At 74.3% G+C, this 14,659-nt stretch carries 15 protein-coding genes; 4 read left to right on the top strand and 11 right to left on the bottom strand.

Translation table 11 applies throughout. From position 1 onward, the window contains the following. Nucleotides 1-7 precede the first annotated feature (7 nt). From RDV89_RS19230 to RDV89_RS19200, 7 genes are all read right to left on the bottom strand, one after another. Nucleotides 8-1,300, bottom strand: coding sequence for a class I SAM-dependent methyltransferase (locus tag RDV89_RS19230; RefSeq protein ID WP_315735759.1), 1,293 nt, complete (start codon nt 1,298-1,300; stop codon nt 8-10). Then, nucleotides 1,297-2,688, bottom strand: a complete 1,392-nt coding sequence (locus tag RDV89_RS19225; protein WP_315735758.1) for an FAD-binding oxidoreductase — start codon at nt 2,686-2,688, stop codon at nt 1,297-1,299. The genes RDV89_RS19230 and RDV89_RS19225 overlap by 4 nt, the downstream gene beginning before the upstream one ends. A 64-nt stretch (nt 2,689-2,752) precedes the next feature. Next, the gene (locus RDV89_RS19220; protein ID WP_315735757.1) at nt 2,753-3,097 is read right to left on the bottom strand and encodes a cytidine deaminase-like protein; all 345 of its coding nucleotides are present in this window, start codon (nt 3,095-3,097) and stop codon (nt 2,753-2,755) included. Continuing rightward, a complete protein-coding gene (locus tag RDV89_RS19215) occupies nt 3,094-4,386 on the bottom strand; it encodes a hemolysin family protein (RefSeq protein ID WP_315735756.1) in 1,293 nt (430 codons plus the stop codon). The genes RDV89_RS19220 and RDV89_RS19215 overlap by 4 nt, the downstream gene beginning before the upstream one ends. 63 nt (nt 4,387-4,449) lie before the next feature. Beyond that, complete coding sequence (gene ybeY, locus RDV89_RS19210) at nt 4,450-4,905, bottom strand: rRNA maturation RNase YbeY (protein ID WP_315735755.1); 456 nt, start codon at nt 4,903-4,905, stop codon at nt 4,450-4,452. Then, a complete protein-coding gene (locus RDV89_RS19205; RefSeq protein WP_315735754.1) occupies nt 4,902-5,936 on the bottom strand; it encodes a PhoH family protein in 1,035 nt (344 codons plus the stop codon). The genes ybeY and RDV89_RS19205 overlap by 4 nt, the downstream gene beginning before the upstream one ends. Before the next feature lie 116 nt (nt 5,937-6,052). Next, nucleotides 6,053-6,391 (bottom strand): histidine triad nucleotide-binding protein, encoded by a 339-nt coding sequence (locus RDV89_RS19200; RefSeq protein WP_315735753.1) that lies wholly within the window; start codon nt 6,389-6,391, stop codon nt 6,053-6,055. 194 nt (nt 6,392-6,585) lie between these two features. On the opposite strand from RDV89_RS19200, the gene RDV89_RS19195 reads away from it, so the two are divergent. Then, nucleotides 6,586-7,503: a Gmad2 immunoglobulin-like domain-containing protein gene (locus RDV89_RS19195; protein ID WP_315735751.1), complete on the top strand. Its 918-nt coding sequence runs from the start codon at nt 6,586-6,588 to the stop codon at nt 7,501-7,503. On the opposite strand, the gene RDV89_RS19190 is transcribed toward RDV89_RS19195, so the two are convergent. The 3 genes from RDV89_RS19190 to hrcA form a co-directional block, all read right to left on the bottom strand. After that, nucleotides 7,500-8,255 carry a 16S rRNA (uracil(1498)-N(3))-methyltransferase gene (locus tag RDV89_RS19190; RefSeq protein ID WP_315735749.1) on the bottom strand — a complete coding sequence of 252 codons (756 nt, stop codon included), beginning with the start codon at nt 8,253-8,255 and terminating at the stop codon, nt 7,500-7,502. The genes RDV89_RS19195 and RDV89_RS19190 overlap by 4 nt on opposite strands. A gap of 1 nt (nt 8,256) precedes the next feature. Beyond that, nucleotides 8,257-9,444 carry a molecular chaperone DnaJ gene (gene dnaJ, locus RDV89_RS19185; RefSeq protein ID WP_315735747.1) on the bottom strand — a complete coding sequence of 396 codons (1,188 nt, stop codon included), beginning with the start codon at nt 9,442-9,444 and terminating at the stop codon, nt 8,257-8,259. A gap of 71 nt (nt 9,445-9,515) precedes the next feature. Continuing rightward, nucleotides 9,516-10,592, bottom strand: a complete 1,077-nt coding sequence (gene hrcA, locus RDV89_RS19180) for a heat-inducible transcriptional repressor HrcA (protein ID WP_315735745.1) — start codon at nt 10,590-10,592, stop codon at nt 9,516-9,518. Between the two features lie 264 nt (nt 10,593-10,856). Between hrcA and RDV89_RS19175 the strand changes: the two genes are divergently transcribed. The 3 genes from RDV89_RS19175 (at nt 10,857) to RDV89_RS19165 (ending at nt 13,385) form a co-directional block, all read left to right on the top strand. Then, nucleotides 10,857-11,549, top strand: coding sequence for a DUF2470 domain-containing protein (locus tag RDV89_RS19175; RefSeq protein ID WP_369012419.1), 693 nt, complete (start codon nt 10,857-10,859; stop codon nt 11,547-11,549). 36 nt (nt 11,550-11,585) lie between these two features. Next, nucleotides 11,586-12,470 (top strand): MBL fold metallo-hydrolase, encoded by an 885-nt coding sequence (locus tag RDV89_RS19170; protein ID WP_315735741.1) that lies wholly within the window; start codon nt 11,586-11,588, stop codon nt 12,468-12,470. 63 nt (nt 12,471-12,533) lie between these two features. After that, the gene (locus tag RDV89_RS19165; protein WP_315735739.1) at nt 12,534-13,385 is read left to right on the top strand and encodes a DUF3097 domain-containing protein; all 852 of its coding nucleotides are present in this window, start codon (nt 12,534-12,536) and stop codon (nt 13,383-13,385) included. 25 nt (nt 13,386-13,410) lie between these two features. On the opposite strand, the gene hemW is transcribed toward RDV89_RS19165, so the two are convergent. Next, complete coding sequence (gene hemW / locus RDV89_RS19160; protein ID WP_315735737.1) at nt 13,411-14,646, bottom strand: radical SAM family heme chaperone HemW; 1,236 nt, start codon at nt 14,644-14,646, stop codon at nt 13,411-13,413. Nucleotides 14,647-14,659 lie beyond the last annotated feature (13 nt).

Genomic DNA, 14,659 nt, shown 5'->3' with positions numbered 1-14,659 from the left:
GGGTAGGTCAGACGCCGAAGGTGTGGCGAAGCGGGTAACCGCTCTCCCCGGTCTCGTCCGTGCGGGTCGCGAGCACCTGGTGGAGCTGGATCTCGTTGCGCTCGAAGGCGATCCGAGAGCCGGTCATGTAGATGCCCCAGACCTTCGCCGTGCCCTCCCCGACCTCCGCGACCGCCTCGTCCCAGCCCGCGACGAGGTTCTCCGACCAGCCCTGCAGCGTCCGGGCGTAGTGCACGCGCAGGTTCTCCGTGTGCTGCACCTCCAGACCCGCGTCCTGCGCGTCCATGACGATGCGCCCCGAGCCCGTCAGCTCCCCGTCGGGGAAGACGTAGCGGTCGATGAACGCGCCCGTGCGGGTCGGCAGGTTGTGGGCGCGGGTGATCGAGTGGTTGAGCAGGCGACCGCCCGGCTTGAGGCGGTCGCGCAGGAACGCGAAGTACGCCGGGTAGTTGCGCACCCCGATGTGCTCGGTCAGACCGATCGAGCTGACGGCGTCGAACCCGTCCTCGACGACGTCGCGGTAGTCGAGGTGGCGCACCTCCGCGAGGTCGGAGAGCCCAGCGGCGTCGATCGCCTGCTTGGCCCACTCGGCCTGCTGCAGGCTCAGCGTCACCCCGAGCGCCTTGACGCCGTACTCCCGCGCGGCGTGCATGACCATGCCGCCCCAGCCGCAGCCGACGTCGAGCAGGCGCTGGCCCGGCTGCAGGTCGAGCTTGCGCGCGACCAGGTCGAACTTGGCCGCCTGCGCCTCCTCCAGCGTCGCGTCCGCGGTCTCGAAGACGGCGCAGGTGTAGGCCATCGACGGGCCCAGCACGATCTCGTAGAACCGGTTCGAGACGTCGTAGTGGTGGCCGATCACCTCAGCGTCGCGCACGAGCGAGTGCCGCAGGCCCTCCACGGCGCGGCGCCAGCGCGGCAGGTGCTCCTGCGGCGGCACGGGCGGTGGCTTGAGGTGGCCGAGCCCCAGCCCGCGCAGCAGCCGCAGCGCCTCGGCGGCCCCGGGGCGGCGGAACGAGAGCTGGCTGAGCAGCAGCACGAGGCCGTCGTAGGGGTTGCCGGGGTGCACGCCGGAGACCTGCAGGTCGCCCATCACGTACGCCCTCGCGATCCCCAGGTCGCCGGGCGCCGTGAGGATGTAGCGCAGGCCCCGCTCGTTGACGAGGTGGAGGCCGACCGCCGCGTCCTCGGGCCCGGCGGACGAGCCGTCGTAGGCCGTGAAGCGCACCGGCATGCCGTGCTTCATGAGGGTCGAGATGGCCTCTCCGATGGAGAGGGTGGGGACCGTCGGGGAGCTGCTCACTGTCGTCGCACCGCCTTCGCGTAGAGGGTCGAGAGTCGCTGGTCGGGGTCGTAGGTCTCCTTGACGCGCGCGAGCGCGGGCCCGTCGTAGAGCCGGTCGAACGTCTCGGGGTCGTAGAACGCCTCGGAGTAGAGGGACTTGTGGCCGTCGAGCTCGTGCACCCGCTGCTCGACGGCGCGGTTCACGGGCGCGTCCGGGGCCTCGGGGCCGACGGGCACCGTGCCCCAGAAGCCCGCGTTGACGTAGGTGCGCCCGGCCTCGAGCGGGTACGCCGTCCAGGTGCGGCCGCTGCCGGGGCCGTCGGGCTCGCGCAGCCGCAGCGGGCACAGCCACACGGGCCGCATCCCGACGTGCTCGTCGAACCAGGACAGGAACTCGGGCAGGCGCTCGGCGGGCACCTCGACGTCCTGGATCACCCGCTCCCGCTGGGGACGCTTCCGCCAGCGGTCGATGCGGTCCACCACGCCGTGGCGGCGCTCGAGCGCCACGAGCCGGTGGTAGACGTCGGAGCGGCGCTTCGAGGCGGGCCAGAGGCGCCGGACCCGCGGGTCGTGCAGGCCGAAGGCGCCCGAGCACCAGAACCAGTCGGTGTCCCAGCGCCACAGGTAGTCGGCGATGCCCAGCAGGTCGGTCGCGCGCTCCTGCACCGATCGGAAGTAGATCTCGTCCACGTAGGTCGACGGGCGCGCGCCCGCCGGGTCGTTCGTCCAGCGCGCCAGCGTCAGGTAGAGCTCGTCGGGCGCGAACGCCACGCCGTCGAGCCCGTCGACCCGCTCGCCCTCCCAGCGCCGCGTCGCGACGATCTCCTCGACCGCCTCGACCAGCCGGTGCGCGTCGTCGAACCGGACGTGGCGCAGCGCGGCCCAGGCCGGCACGGGCTCCAGCGCGATGCGCAGGCGCGTGGCGTACCCCAGCGAGCCGTAGGAGTTCGGGAAGGCGGCGAAGAGGTCGGCGTGCTCGTTGTCGGCCGTCGCGGTGACGATCTCGCCGGCGCCCGTCAGCACGTCCATCTCGAGCACGCTCTCGTGCGGCAGCCCGTTGCGGAACGAGGTGGACTCGATCCCGAGACCGGTCACGGCGCCGCCGAGCGTGATGGTGCGCAGCTGGGGCACCACGAGCGGGATCAGCCCGTGGGCGAGCGTGACGTCGACGAGGTCCTCGTAGGTGCACATGCCCTGGACGTCCGCCGTGCGCCCGGCGGGGTCGACCGACACGACGCCGCCCAGGCCCCGGACGTCGAGACCGGGCGCGCGGGTCGCGTCGCGCGGGCGGAAGAGGTTGGAGGTGCGCTTCGCCAGCCGCACCGGGTCGCCGGGGCCGAGGGCCGCGTACGAGGCGAGCAGCGCGTCCGTGGCGGCTGCGTGGGCGGCGGCTCCGACGGTGTGCACGCAGCAGAGACTAGGACCGTCGCCGCGGCCGCAGTACCGACTTTCGTCCCGTCCTGGCCGAGCCTCAGGTGGTGACGGTCACGTCCACGACGCCCCGCGCGTCGCCGAGGTGCACGGGCACGTCGGCGCCCGTGAAGTCGCGCAGGGCCGCCAGGTCCGCCTCGTCGGCAACGTCGGTGTCGGCGAGCAGCACGACGGCCTCCAGCGACCGCGCGCCCGAGGAGACGGCCATGGCCAGGCAGCCGGCGACCGCGGAGACCTGCAGCGACGGCAGGGCGACGGCCGCCGCCGCGTACGTCCGGCCGTCCTGGTCGCGCACCGCCGCACCCTGCGTCGCCCGGGCGCGGGCTCGGGTGGCGCGGGCCAGTGTCACCAGCTTCTGGTCCTCCGCGGCCAGCTCGACGGTCATGACGCCTCCTCCTGCTCGGTGCCCGTCAGGCGGGTCACCACGACGGTGCTGATCTGGTTGCGGCGCCCCTTGACGCCCTCGGCACGGAAGCCCAGGCCGTGCGCCTCGACCACCGACCCCGGGATGGGCACGAGACCGAGGTGCTTGGCCATCAGGCCGCCCACCGAGTCCACGTCCTCCTCCTCGACGTCGTAGCCCTCGAACAGGTCGTCGAGGTGGTCGATCGGGAAGCGCGAGGACACGCGGTAGGTCAGCTCGTCGACCTGCTCGACGTCGATCTCGTCGACGTCGTGCTCGTCGGCGATCTCCCCCACCAACTCCTCGAGGACGTCCTCGATGGTGACGATCCCGGCGGTCCCGCCGTACTCGTCGACCACGACCGCGATGTGGCGCCGCATCGCCTGCATCTCGGCGAGCAGCGAGGCGACCGGCTTGGAGTCGGGCACGAAGTGCGCCGTGCGCATGTGGTCCTCGATGCGCTCGGTGATGTCGGCGTCGCCGTCGTGGTCCTCGAAGTCGTGGCGGGCGACGTCCTTGAGGTAGGCGAAGCCCACGACCTCGTCGAGGTTCTCGCCGACCACCGGCATCCGGGAGTAGCCGCTGCGCAGGAACAGCGACATGGTCTGGCGCAGGTTGCGGTGCCGCTCCACGAAGACCACGTCGGTGCGCGGCACCATCACCTCGCGGGCGATCGTGTCCCCGAACTCGAAGACGGAGTGCAACATCTTGCGCTCGCCCGACTCGATGACGGCGCTCGCCTCGGCCAGGTCGACGAGCTCGCGCAGCTCGGTCTCCGTCGAGAACGGGCCCTCCCGGAAGCCCCGGCCCGGGGTGATCGCGTTGCCCACGAGGATCAGCAGCCGCGGCACCGGGCCGAGCAGGCGCGTCACGAGCCACACGGGCAGCGCCGAGGCCAGCGCCACGGTCTCGGGGTGCTGGCGCCCGAGCGTGCGTGGCGCCACGCCGATCACGACGAAGGAGACCACGAGCATGATCGCGACGGTGAGCAGCACGCTGCCCCACCAGCTCTCGAGCTCCTCGTCGACGTGCAGCGTGACGAGGACGATCGCGAACACCTCGGCGAACAGGCGCAGCAGGATCAGCGAGTTGAGGTAGCGGGGCGGGTCGTCGAGGATCCGGGCGAGGAAGGCGGCGCCGCCCCTGCCCTCGGCCGCGAGCTCGTCGGCGCGCGCGGGCGAGAAGCGCGACAGGGCCGTGTCGGCCGCCGCGACGAGCCCGGCGAAGACGACGAGACCGATCGCCACGACGATCACCCACACGTCATCCACGGCGTCGGACCCTACCTGCCGGCGAGCGCCGGCGGCCGCGGGAGGCGGCGTCGACGGCCGTGCTCACCTCGCGGTGCGCCAGCGCGCTAGCAGGTCGTCCTGGAGACCGAACATCTCCTTGTGCTCCTCCGGCTCGGCGTGGTCGTAGCCGAGGAGGTGCAGGATCCCGTGCACCGTGAGCAGCTCGACCTCCGCGAGCGTCCCGTGCCCCGCCGTCGCCCCCTGGCGCTCGGCCACGCTCGGGCTCAGCACGAGGTCGCCGAGGACGCCCTCCTCCGGCTCCTCGTCCAGCAGCCCGGGACGCAGCTCGTCCATCGGGAAGGCGAGGACGTCGGTCGGCCCCTCCTTGCCCATCCACTGCTCGTTGAGCTCGGCGATCGTCGCCTCGTCGACCGCCTTGATGCACAGCTCGGCCTCGGGGTGCACGCGCATCGCGTCCATCACGAAGCGGGCCAGGCGGGCCAGGTGGTCGGCGTCGACGATCGCGGTGTCGGACTCGTCCAGGACCTCGATGCTCACGAGGACCTCCCGGGCCGCGCCGGGTTGCGCTGCTGCCCGCCGCCGTGGCGCGGCGGCTGCTCGGCGTCGTAGGTGTCGTACGCCGCGACGATGCGCGCGACCAGCCGGTGGCGCACCACGTCGGAGCTGGTCAGGCGGTTGAACGAGAGGTCCTCGACCCCGTCGAGGATCTGCTCGACCACGCGCAGCCCGGAGGCCTGCCCGTTCGGCAGGTCCGTCTGCGTCGTGTCGCCGGTGACGACGATCTTCGAGCCGAACCCCAGGCGGGTCAGGAACATCTTCATCTGCTCGGGCGTCGTGTTCTGCGCCTCGTCGAGGATGATGAAGGCGTCGTTGAGCGTGCGGCCGCGCATGAACGCCAGCGGCGCGACCTCGATCGTGCCCGACGCCATCAGCTTGGGGACCAGCTCGGGGTCCATCATGTCGTGCAGCGCGTCGTAGAGCGGCCGCAGGTAGGGGTCGATCTTCTCGCTCAGCGTGCCGGGCAGGTAGCCGAGCCGCTCCCCCGCCTCGACCGCCGGCCGGGTCAGGATGATCCGGTTGACGTCCTTGGCCTGCAGCGCCTGCACGGCCTTGGCCATCGCGAGGTACGTCTTGCCCGTGCCCGCCGGGCCGAGGCCGAACGTGATCGTGTGCTTGTCGATCGCGTCGACGTAGCGCTTCTGGTTCAGCGTCTTCGGCCGGATCGTGCGACCACGGTTCGAGAGGATGTTGAGGCTCAGCACCTCGGCGGGACGCTCGGTGGTCTCGGCCCGCAGCATGCCGATCACGCGCTCGACGGTCTCGCCGGAGACGCCCTGGCCGGTGCGGATCAGGGTGACGAGCTCGCCGAGGAGCCGCTCGGCGAGCGCGATCTCGGCCGGCTCGCCCTCGAGCGTGATGCGGTTGCCGCGCACGTGCACCCGGGCGTCGAACGCCTTCTCGATCGCACCGAGGTGCTCGTCCCCGGCTCCGAGGAGGCTGACCATGTCGATGCTGGTCGGCACCGTGACGGTGTGCCGGGTGGTGGCGTCGATGGTGGGTTCGGTCATGGAAGCCCGGAGGGCGCCCTTCTGCTGCGGCGACAGGTTCCCCACCATGCTACGCCGCCCTCGTGGGGCGGGCGCGAGCGAGTTTCCGCCGCGGTCGGGCGGACGGGCGTACGCCCTCAGGCCGGCCAGGTGAGCCGCTCGCCGCCGATCACGTGCAGGTGGGCGTGGAAGACGGTCTGGCCGGCGTCCTCCCCCGTGTTGAAGACCAGGCGGTAGCCGCTGAGCCCCTCGGCGTCCGCGACGGCCTGAGCGCTGGTCAGCAGGTCGGCCGCGGTGGCCGGCTCCGCCGCCGCGAGCGCGGCGGCGTTCGGCTGGTGGGTGCGCGGCACCACGAGCACGTGCGTCGGCGCGACCGGGTTGACGTCGCGGAACGCGACCGTCGTGGGCGTCTCGTGGACGACGGTGGCGGGGATCTGGCCCGCGACGATCTTGCAGAACAGGCACTCGGCGCTCATGCGCTCACCGTAGGGCCCGCCCGGGCGCAACCGGAACCGCCGCCCGGGCGTCTGACAGACGAGGCCTCCACGAGGTCCCCGCGAGGTTCCCGGCGAGCGCGGGGACGGGGACCGCTACGGTCAGCCTCGACACGCACGTCCCACGCGTCCCACCAGCACCATCCTTCACGGTCACCGCCCAGAGAGGCCACGAGATGTCCCGTCCCACGACCCGCCGGACCACGCCCCGCCGCATCCTCGCGCCCCTCGCCGCGGGCGCCGTGCTCGCCGCCACCCTGGTCGCGTGCGGCGAGGAGGACGTGGCCCCCGGCGACCCGGGCACCCCGAGCGAGAGCGCGACCGAGACCGCCGACGACGGTGCCGGGACGCCCGCGCCGAGCAGCGAGCCCACCGCGACCGAGACGGGCGAGCCGACCGCGGTGGCGGCGTACTTCGTCGTCGACGGCCCGCGCGGCCCCGTCCTGACCCGCGAGTTCCAGCAGGCCTCCGACGGCGGGCTCCCCGGTGCGCTCGAGCTGCTCGCCGGCGAGCCGCTCGACCCGGACTACACCAACCTCGTCGCGGGCTGGGTCGGCGGCGCCGAGCAGGCCGACGGCGAGATCCGCGTGACCGTCAGCGGCCCCGCCCCGGGTGCGGCCCTCGACGTGGACCCGGCCCTGGCGGTGCAGCAGGTCGTCCTCACCCTCCAGGCGGCCGTCGGGGACACGCTGCCCGTGCGCTTCGTCGACTCCTCCGGCGCCGAGGTCGGCGAGCTCGGCGGCGCGACCAACCCGGTCTCGGCCGCCCCGGCGCTCGAGACGCTCCTGCCCGTCAGCATCGACGACCCCGCCGAGGGCTCGACGGTCTCGGGGACCTTCACGGCCCGGGGCCGCGCGAACACCTTCGAGAACACCGTCGTGTGGCGCGTCCTGGACGGCGAGGAGGTGGTGCTGGAGGGGTTCACCACGCACGAGGGCAGCTGGACCGAGGAGCGCCTGCACGCGTGGGAGACCGAGATCGACGCCAGCGGTCTCGAGCCCGGTTCGTACACCTTGGTCGTCACCAGCGACGACGTCTCCGGCGGAGAGGGCCCCGGCCCGGCGCAGGACACCAAGGACGTCACGATCGGCTAGGCCCAGCGCGACGTCCGGGCCAGCAGGGCGGCGGCCGCGGCGAGCCCGGCGGTGGAGGTGCGCAGGACCTCGGCCCCCAGGCGTACGGTCGTCGCCCCGGCGGCCTCGAAGGTCGCGACCTCGGCGTCGGTCAGCCCGCCCTCCGGGCCGACGACGATGCCGATCCGGGTGTCCGCGGCCTCCGGCGCGCTCGGCAGCGCGACGTCGCCCAGCGACGCGCGGCCCTCCTCGTGCAGCACGACGACGACGTCCAGTGCGGCCACGAGCTCGGCCGCCCGGTCCGTCGTCGCCAGCGCGGTCACCTCGGGGAACCAGGGCCGGCGCGCCTGCTTGGCGGCCTCGCGGGCCGTCGCGGCCCAGCGCGCGTGCGCCTTCGCCGCCCGCTCGCCGCGCCACACCGCGACGCTGCGCTCGGCGGCCCACGGCACGATCCGCTCGACGCCGATCTCCGTGAGGACCTCGACGGCGAGCTCCCCGCGGTCGCCCTTGGGCAGCGCCTGCACGACGGTCAGGGCCGGAGCGGGCGGCGGCACGTCGACCACCTCGTCGACCTCGACCTCGAGCAACCGCTTGCCGGCCGTGACGACGGGGCCCACGACGGCGCGGCCGCGGCCGTCCACGAGGCGGACGCGCTCGCCGACGGCGAGCCGTCGCACGACCACGGCGTGGTGCGCCTCGTCGCCCTCGACCCGGACGCGGCCGCCGCGAGCGGCGCCCGCGAGGTCCTCGGCGAGGTGGACGGGGAGCGACACGTCAGTGGGCGAAGCGGTCGCGCCAGCGTCCGAAGACGGACTTGCGGTGGACCTGCAGCGACCCGTCGCTGGCCTGCTCCTCGCCGCGCAGCTCCGCGAGCTCGCGCAGCAGGGCCTCCTGGCGGGAGTCGAGCTTCTGCGGCGTCTCGACGGCGACGGTGACCACGAGGTCGCCCCGGGCGCCGCCGCGCAGGCCGGGCACGCCGCGACCGCGCAGCACCTGCTCGGTGCCGGACTGCGTGCCGGCCTTCACCTCGAGCGGCACCTCGGTCTCGAGATCGGTCTCCTTGCCCTCGCCCACGAGGTCGGCCTCGAGCAGCGGCAGCCGGATCGACGCACCGAGCGCGGCCGCCGTCATCGGCAGCGTCACCTCGCAGTGCAGGTCGTTGCCGTCGCGCACGAAGAACTCGTGGTCGGCGACGCGGATCTCGACGTAGAGGTCGCCGGCGGGCCCGCCGCCCGGGCCGACCTCGCCCTGCTCGGTCAGCTGCACGCGGGTGCCGTTGTCGACGCCCGCCGGGATCTTCACCGTGAGCGTGCGGCGCGAGCGCACCCGGCCCTCGCCGGAGCAGGTGCGGCACGGGTCCGGGATGACCGAGCCGAAGCCGCGGCACGCCGCGCAGGGGCGCAGCGTGCGGATCTCGCCGAGGAAGGAGCGCTGCACGTGGGCGACCTCGCCGGCGCCGCGGCAGGTCGTGCAGGTCTGCGGGCTGGAGCCGGGCGCGGCGCCGTGGCCCTCGCAGGTCTCGCAGACCACGGCCGTGTCGACCTTGAGCTCGCGGGTCACGCCGAAGGCGGCCTCGGCCAGCTCGACGTCGAGGCGGATCAGGGCGTCCTGGCCGCGGCGCTGGCGCGGTCGCGGACCGCGGCCCTGGCCGCCGGCCTGACCGCCGGCGGCGCCGCCGCCGAAGAAGGCGTCCATGATGTCCGTGAAGGAGAAGCCCTGCCCGGCGCCGCCACCGAAGCCGGCGCCGCCGAACGGGTCGCCGCCGCGGTCGTACGCCGCGCGCTTCTGCGGGTCCGAGAGCACCTCGTAGGCCTGGCTGACCTCCTTGAAGCGGTCCTGGGTCGCCGGGTCGGGGTTGACGTCGGGGTGCAGCTGGCGGGCCAGTCGCCGGTACGCCTTCTTGATCGCGTCCGCGTCGGCGTCACGGCTGACGCCGAGCAGCTCGTAGAGGTCCTGGCTCACGTGTGTCCTGTCCATCGTTTCCGTTGCGGGTGCGGGTGGGGTGTCCGGTCGGCGCGGTGCGCGGCGCCGGCTCAGCCGTTCTCGTCGAGGATCCGCGACATGTAGCGCGCGACCGCGCGCACCGCCGCCATGGTGCCGGGGTAGTCCATGCGGGTGGGGCCCACGATGCCGAGCGTGGCCAGGGCGTCCGGGCCGACGCCGTACCCCGTCGTGACCACGCTCGTGCCCGAGAGCTCCTCGAGCGGGCCCTCGGCACCGATCCGCACGGTGACGCCGCCGCCGGTGGTGGCCTCGCCGAGCAGCTTGAGGAGGACGACCTGCTCCTCCAGCGCCTCGAGCATCGGTCGCAGCACCGTGTCGATGCCCTCCCCGAAGCGGGCGAGGTTCGCCGTCCCGGCGACGACGACGCGCTGGTCGGCCGCGTGGTCGGCGAGGGCGTCGACGAGGACGCCGACCACGTCCGCGGTCACGCCGGCGGCGTCGGTCGTCGCCGCCCCGGGCTCGAGCCCGCGGTCGGGACCGGCGTCGCGGCCCTCGCCCGAGGCGGCGCGCAGGGCCGCGAGACCGTCCGCGGCGGCCGTCAGCCGCTCGCCGACGACCGCGCGGTTGACCTGCGTGCGCAGGTCGGCCACGGCGTCGTCGTCGAGGTCCCGGTCGACCTCGACGAGCCGCTGCTCGACCCGGCCGTTCGAGAGGATGAGCACGACGAGCAGCCGTCGTGGCGTCATCGCGACGACCTCGACGTGGCGCACCGTGCTGTTGGACAGGATGGGGTACTGCACCACCGCGACGTGGTGGGTCAGCTGCGAGAGCAGCCGGACGCTGCGACGCACGGTGTCGTCGACGTCCACGGCGCCCTCGAGGAACGTCGAGATCGCCCGCTTCTCCGCCGACGACATGGGCTTGACGCCGGCGAGCCGGTCGACGAAGACGCGGTAGCCCTTGTCGGTGGGGATCCGGCCGGCGCTGGTGTGGGGCTGGTGGATCAGCCCCTCCTCCTCGAGCTGCGCCATGTCGTTGCGCACGGTGGCGGGCGAGACCCCGAGGCCGTGGCGCTCGACCAGCGCCTTCGACCCGACCGGTTCCTCGGTGGACACGTAGTCCTCGACGATGGCGCGGAGCACGGCCAGACGACGCTCCTCGACCACTGCAGCACCTCCTGTCGGCCCCGTACCCGTCCCCGTCCCGTCCTCGCGGGGAGCGGACACCTCGGTGCCTGGCACTCCCGCGACGCGAGTGCCAAGCCTACTCCGGAGTCGCGCGGGGCGTGAGTCGACGGGTCCCCGCACCGGCCGACGCCGGAGCCGACGCCGGGGCGAGCGGGCATCCGCGCCTCGGACGCCCTTGACCGCCGCCCCCACCTGCAGGTTAGCCTTGCCTAAGTCGCTCTCCAGGAGGTCCTTGTGCTCCCCATGCTCGCGTCGGCCGATCCCGACCAGCTCGCCGCCCGTGCCCGCAGCGCCCTGTCCTGCCCGGCGGCGGCGAGCATGGTGGTGCGCGGCACCGAGCACCTCTTCGGCGGCGAGGACCTGGGGCTGCAGGACCGCGACGGCGTGCCGACGCTGGTGTGCCGGCGGGGCTCGGTCGTCGAGCACGCCGGGGCCGCCCGGCAGAAGGCCCTGCTGCGCCTGATCTCCGGCGTGGTCGAGGACGACAGCACGACCGAGTCGGTCGTGCTCGCCGGTCGCCTGGCGGTGCCCGAGCCCTGCTGCGACCCGAGCATGAGCGCGGTCGCCATCGAGCCGAGCATCATCATGCTGATCCGCACGAACGCCGACGGCACCAGCCGGCAGTACCGCGTGCCCACCGCCCTGTTCCGCAGCCCCGTCCACGCGCTGAACGAGGGCTACCTCCTGCGCTGCACCGAGCACATGAACGAGTGCCACGACGCCGAGCTGCGCCAGGCCGTCTCGCTGTGCACGGGCACGCCGGCGCCCTACCTGGCGGGCGCCGCCATCGCGGGCCTCTCGCCGCAGGGCGTGGAGGTCCAGTGGGTCGACGGCGACGGCGCCCACCTGCGGCGCGTGGCGTTCGAGCGTCGGGCGAGCACGCCCGACGAGCTCGCCACCTCGCTGCGCGACCACCTGCACTCCGGGCTCTGCTGAGCGACCCGCACCACCCGGTTCCGTAGGGTCGCGGCCATGGGCCGCTCCCCCGCCACGACCACGTTCGTCGAGGTCGCCGACCGCGTCTGGGTCGCGCGGCACGAGTGGTACGACGTCAACGTCACCCTGGTCGCGGGCGGCGAGGGCGCGCTGCTCGTCGACACCCTCGCCTCCGAGCACGCGGCCGCCGGGCTGCGCGACGAGGTCCGACGGGTCCTCGGCACCACCCCGCTCGTCGCGGTGGTGGACACCCACGAGCACCACGACCACGTGCTCGGCAACGCCACGCTGCTGGACGCCTGGCCCGACGCCCTCCTCGTCGGCCACGAGGAGGCCGCGCGCCGGATCCCCGAGGTCCTGCCCGCGCAGCTGGCCCGCGCGGTGGCCGACGGCCACCCGCGCGCCGAGGAGATGGCCGCCAGCCGCGTGCTGGCGCCGACGACCACGTTCTCCCTCGCGCACGCCGTGCAGCTGGGCGACCGGCTGGTCGAGGTGGTCCATCCCGGCCGCGGTCACACCGGCGGCGACGTCGTGCTCCGCGTGGCCGACGCGGACGTCGTCGTCGCCGGCGACCTCGTCGAGGCGGCGGACGACCCCGGCGCGGCGGTCCCGGCGTACGGGGACGACTCCTTCCCGCTGGAGTGGCCGGCCACGGTCGAGACCGTGCTCGGGCTGGTGACGCCGACGACGCGGGTGGTGCCCGGGCACGGCCCGGTGGTCGACCGCTCCTTCGTGCTGGACCAGCACGGGTCGTTGGCGGCGCTCGCCGCCCAGGTGGTCGACCTGGCGGCGACCGGGGTCGGTCCCGACGAGGCCACGGCCGCCGGCACGTGGCCGTTCCCCGTCGAGCGGCTGGGCGCCGCGGTGGCCCGCGGGTACGCCGCGCTGCCGCCGGGGGCGCGACGGCTCCCGCTCGTGTGAGCCGCGACCGGCTGCGGCGCGCCTGCCCCGGTCCTGTCGGTGCGGCCGCCTAGCGTTCTCCTCGTGCCCGACCGCTACGGATCCGACGTCCTGTCCACCGACTGGCGCGCGCCCAAGGGCGGCCGCGCCACCGAGCACCCGGCCGACAAGGGCCTGGTGGTCGAGGAGGTCACGACCGACTGGTGCGGCGAGATCGTCGCCGTCGACCGCGACCTCGACACGCTGACCCTGGAGGACCGTCGTGGCAAGCGCCGCACGTTCCCCCTCGGTCCGGGCTTCCTGCTGGAGGGGCGCCCCGTGATCCTGACCGCGCCGGTGCGCGCCGCGGCGCCGAGCGCGCCGCGTCGCACGGCCTCGGGGTCGATCGCCGTGCCGGACGCCCCCGCCCGGGTCGCCCGCGAGTCGCGGATCTTCGTCGAGGGCCGCCACGACGCGGAGCTCGTCGAGAAGGTGTGGGGCGACGACCTGCGCATCGAGGGCGTCGTCGTGGAGTTCCTCGGCGGCGTCGACGACCTCGCCGAGCACCTCGTCGACTTCCGCCCCGGCCCGGGCCGCCGCGTCGGCGTCCTGGTCGACCACCTCGTGCGTGGCTCCAAGGAGAGCCGCATCGCCGACTCGATCAGCCGCTCCGCGGCGGGCAGGCACGTGCTGATCGTGGGCCACCCCTTCGTCGACGTGTGGCAGGCGGTGAAGCCCGAGCGCCTCGGCATCCCGCAGTGGCCGACGGTGCCGCGCTCGATGGAGTGGAAGCACGGCGTGTGCCAGCAGCTGGGCTGGCCGCACCGCAACCAGGCGGACATCGCCCGGGCGTGGCAGCACATCCTGAGCCGCGTCTCGTCCTTCGCCGACCTCGAGCCGGCGCTGCTGGGTCGGGTCGAGGAGCTCATCGACTTCGTCACCGACCCGGCCGGCTGACCCGGCCGCCCCGGGCCCGCGAGGTTCACACGAGGAGGTCGCGCACCACACCGTCGGCCAGCAGGCGGCCCTCGCGCGTCAGCACGACCCGGTCCCGCTCGAGCGCCCCGGCCTCGACGAGCCCCCGGGCGACGAGGTCGGGCAACGCGGAGCGGCCCGTGGCGTCCAGCGCGGCGGTGTCGAGACCCTCGCGCAGCCGCGTCTCGAGCAGCACCCGCTCGGTGCGACGCACCTCGTCGTCGAGCACCTCCCGCGCGTGCCCCGGGGAGACCCCCTCGGCGAGGCGGCCGGCGTACGCCGCGGGGTGCCGCACGTTCCACCACCGCACGCCCCCGACGTGGGAGTGCGCCCCGGGCCCGACGCCCCACCAGTCGTCGCTGCGCCAGTAGGCCAGGTTGTGGCGGCAGGCGCTGGCGTCGCGGCGCGCCCAGTTCGACACCTCGTACCAGCGCAGGCCCGCCGCCTCCAGGGCGGCGTCGGCGATCAGGTACTTGTCCGCCAGGTCGTCGTCGTCCGGCATCGGGACCTCGCCGCGTCGCACGCGCCGGGCCAGCGCCGTGCCGTCCTCGACGATCAAGGAGTACGCCGAGACGTGGTCCGGCTCGCAGGCCAGAGCGGCCTCGAGGCTGGCGCACCAGTCGTCGACGGACTCCCCCGGCGTGCCGTAGATCAGGTCGAGGCTGACCTCGTCGAACCCGGCCGCCCGCGCGTCGCGGACCACCCCGGGCACCCGCAGCGGGTCGTGGGTGCGGTCCAGCACCGCCAGCACGTGCGGCACGACGGACTGCACGCCGAACGAGAGGCGGGTGAAGCCGCCGGCGCGGAGCACGGCCAGGTCCGCCGCGCTCACCGAGTCGGGGTTGGCCTCGGTGCTCACCTCCGCATCGGGGGCGAGACCGAACTCGTCCCCGATCGCGGACAGGATGCGCACGAGGTCCGCCGGCGGCAGCAGCGTGGGCGTACCCCCGCCGAAGAACACGGTGTCGACCGGGCGGTCGACGTCACCGAGGACCCGGCGGGCGAGGCGGATCTCGGCCACGGCGGCGTCCGCGTACGTCGTGCGCGAGGCGCCGCGCGGCGCGGCCGGACCACCGAGCTCGGTGGCGGTGTAGGTGTTGAAGTCGCAGTAGCCGCAGCGCACGCGGCAGAACGGCACGTGCACGTAGAACGCGAACGGCCGTCGCCCGAGCGCGCTCAGGGCGTCCGGCGGGAGCGACCCGTCGGACGGGACCGGGTCTCCCGGCGGGGGCGTGGACGGCACCCGGGGAGTCTCC

The sequence above is a fragment of the Nocardioides imazamoxiresistens genome, assembly GCF_032378595.1.
Taxonomy (GTDB): domain Bacteria; phylum Actinomycetota; class Actinomycetes; order Propionibacteriales; family Nocardioidaceae; genus Nocardioides; species Nocardioides imazamoxiresistens.
This window is presented reverse-complemented; position numbering and strand designations above follow the sequence as displayed.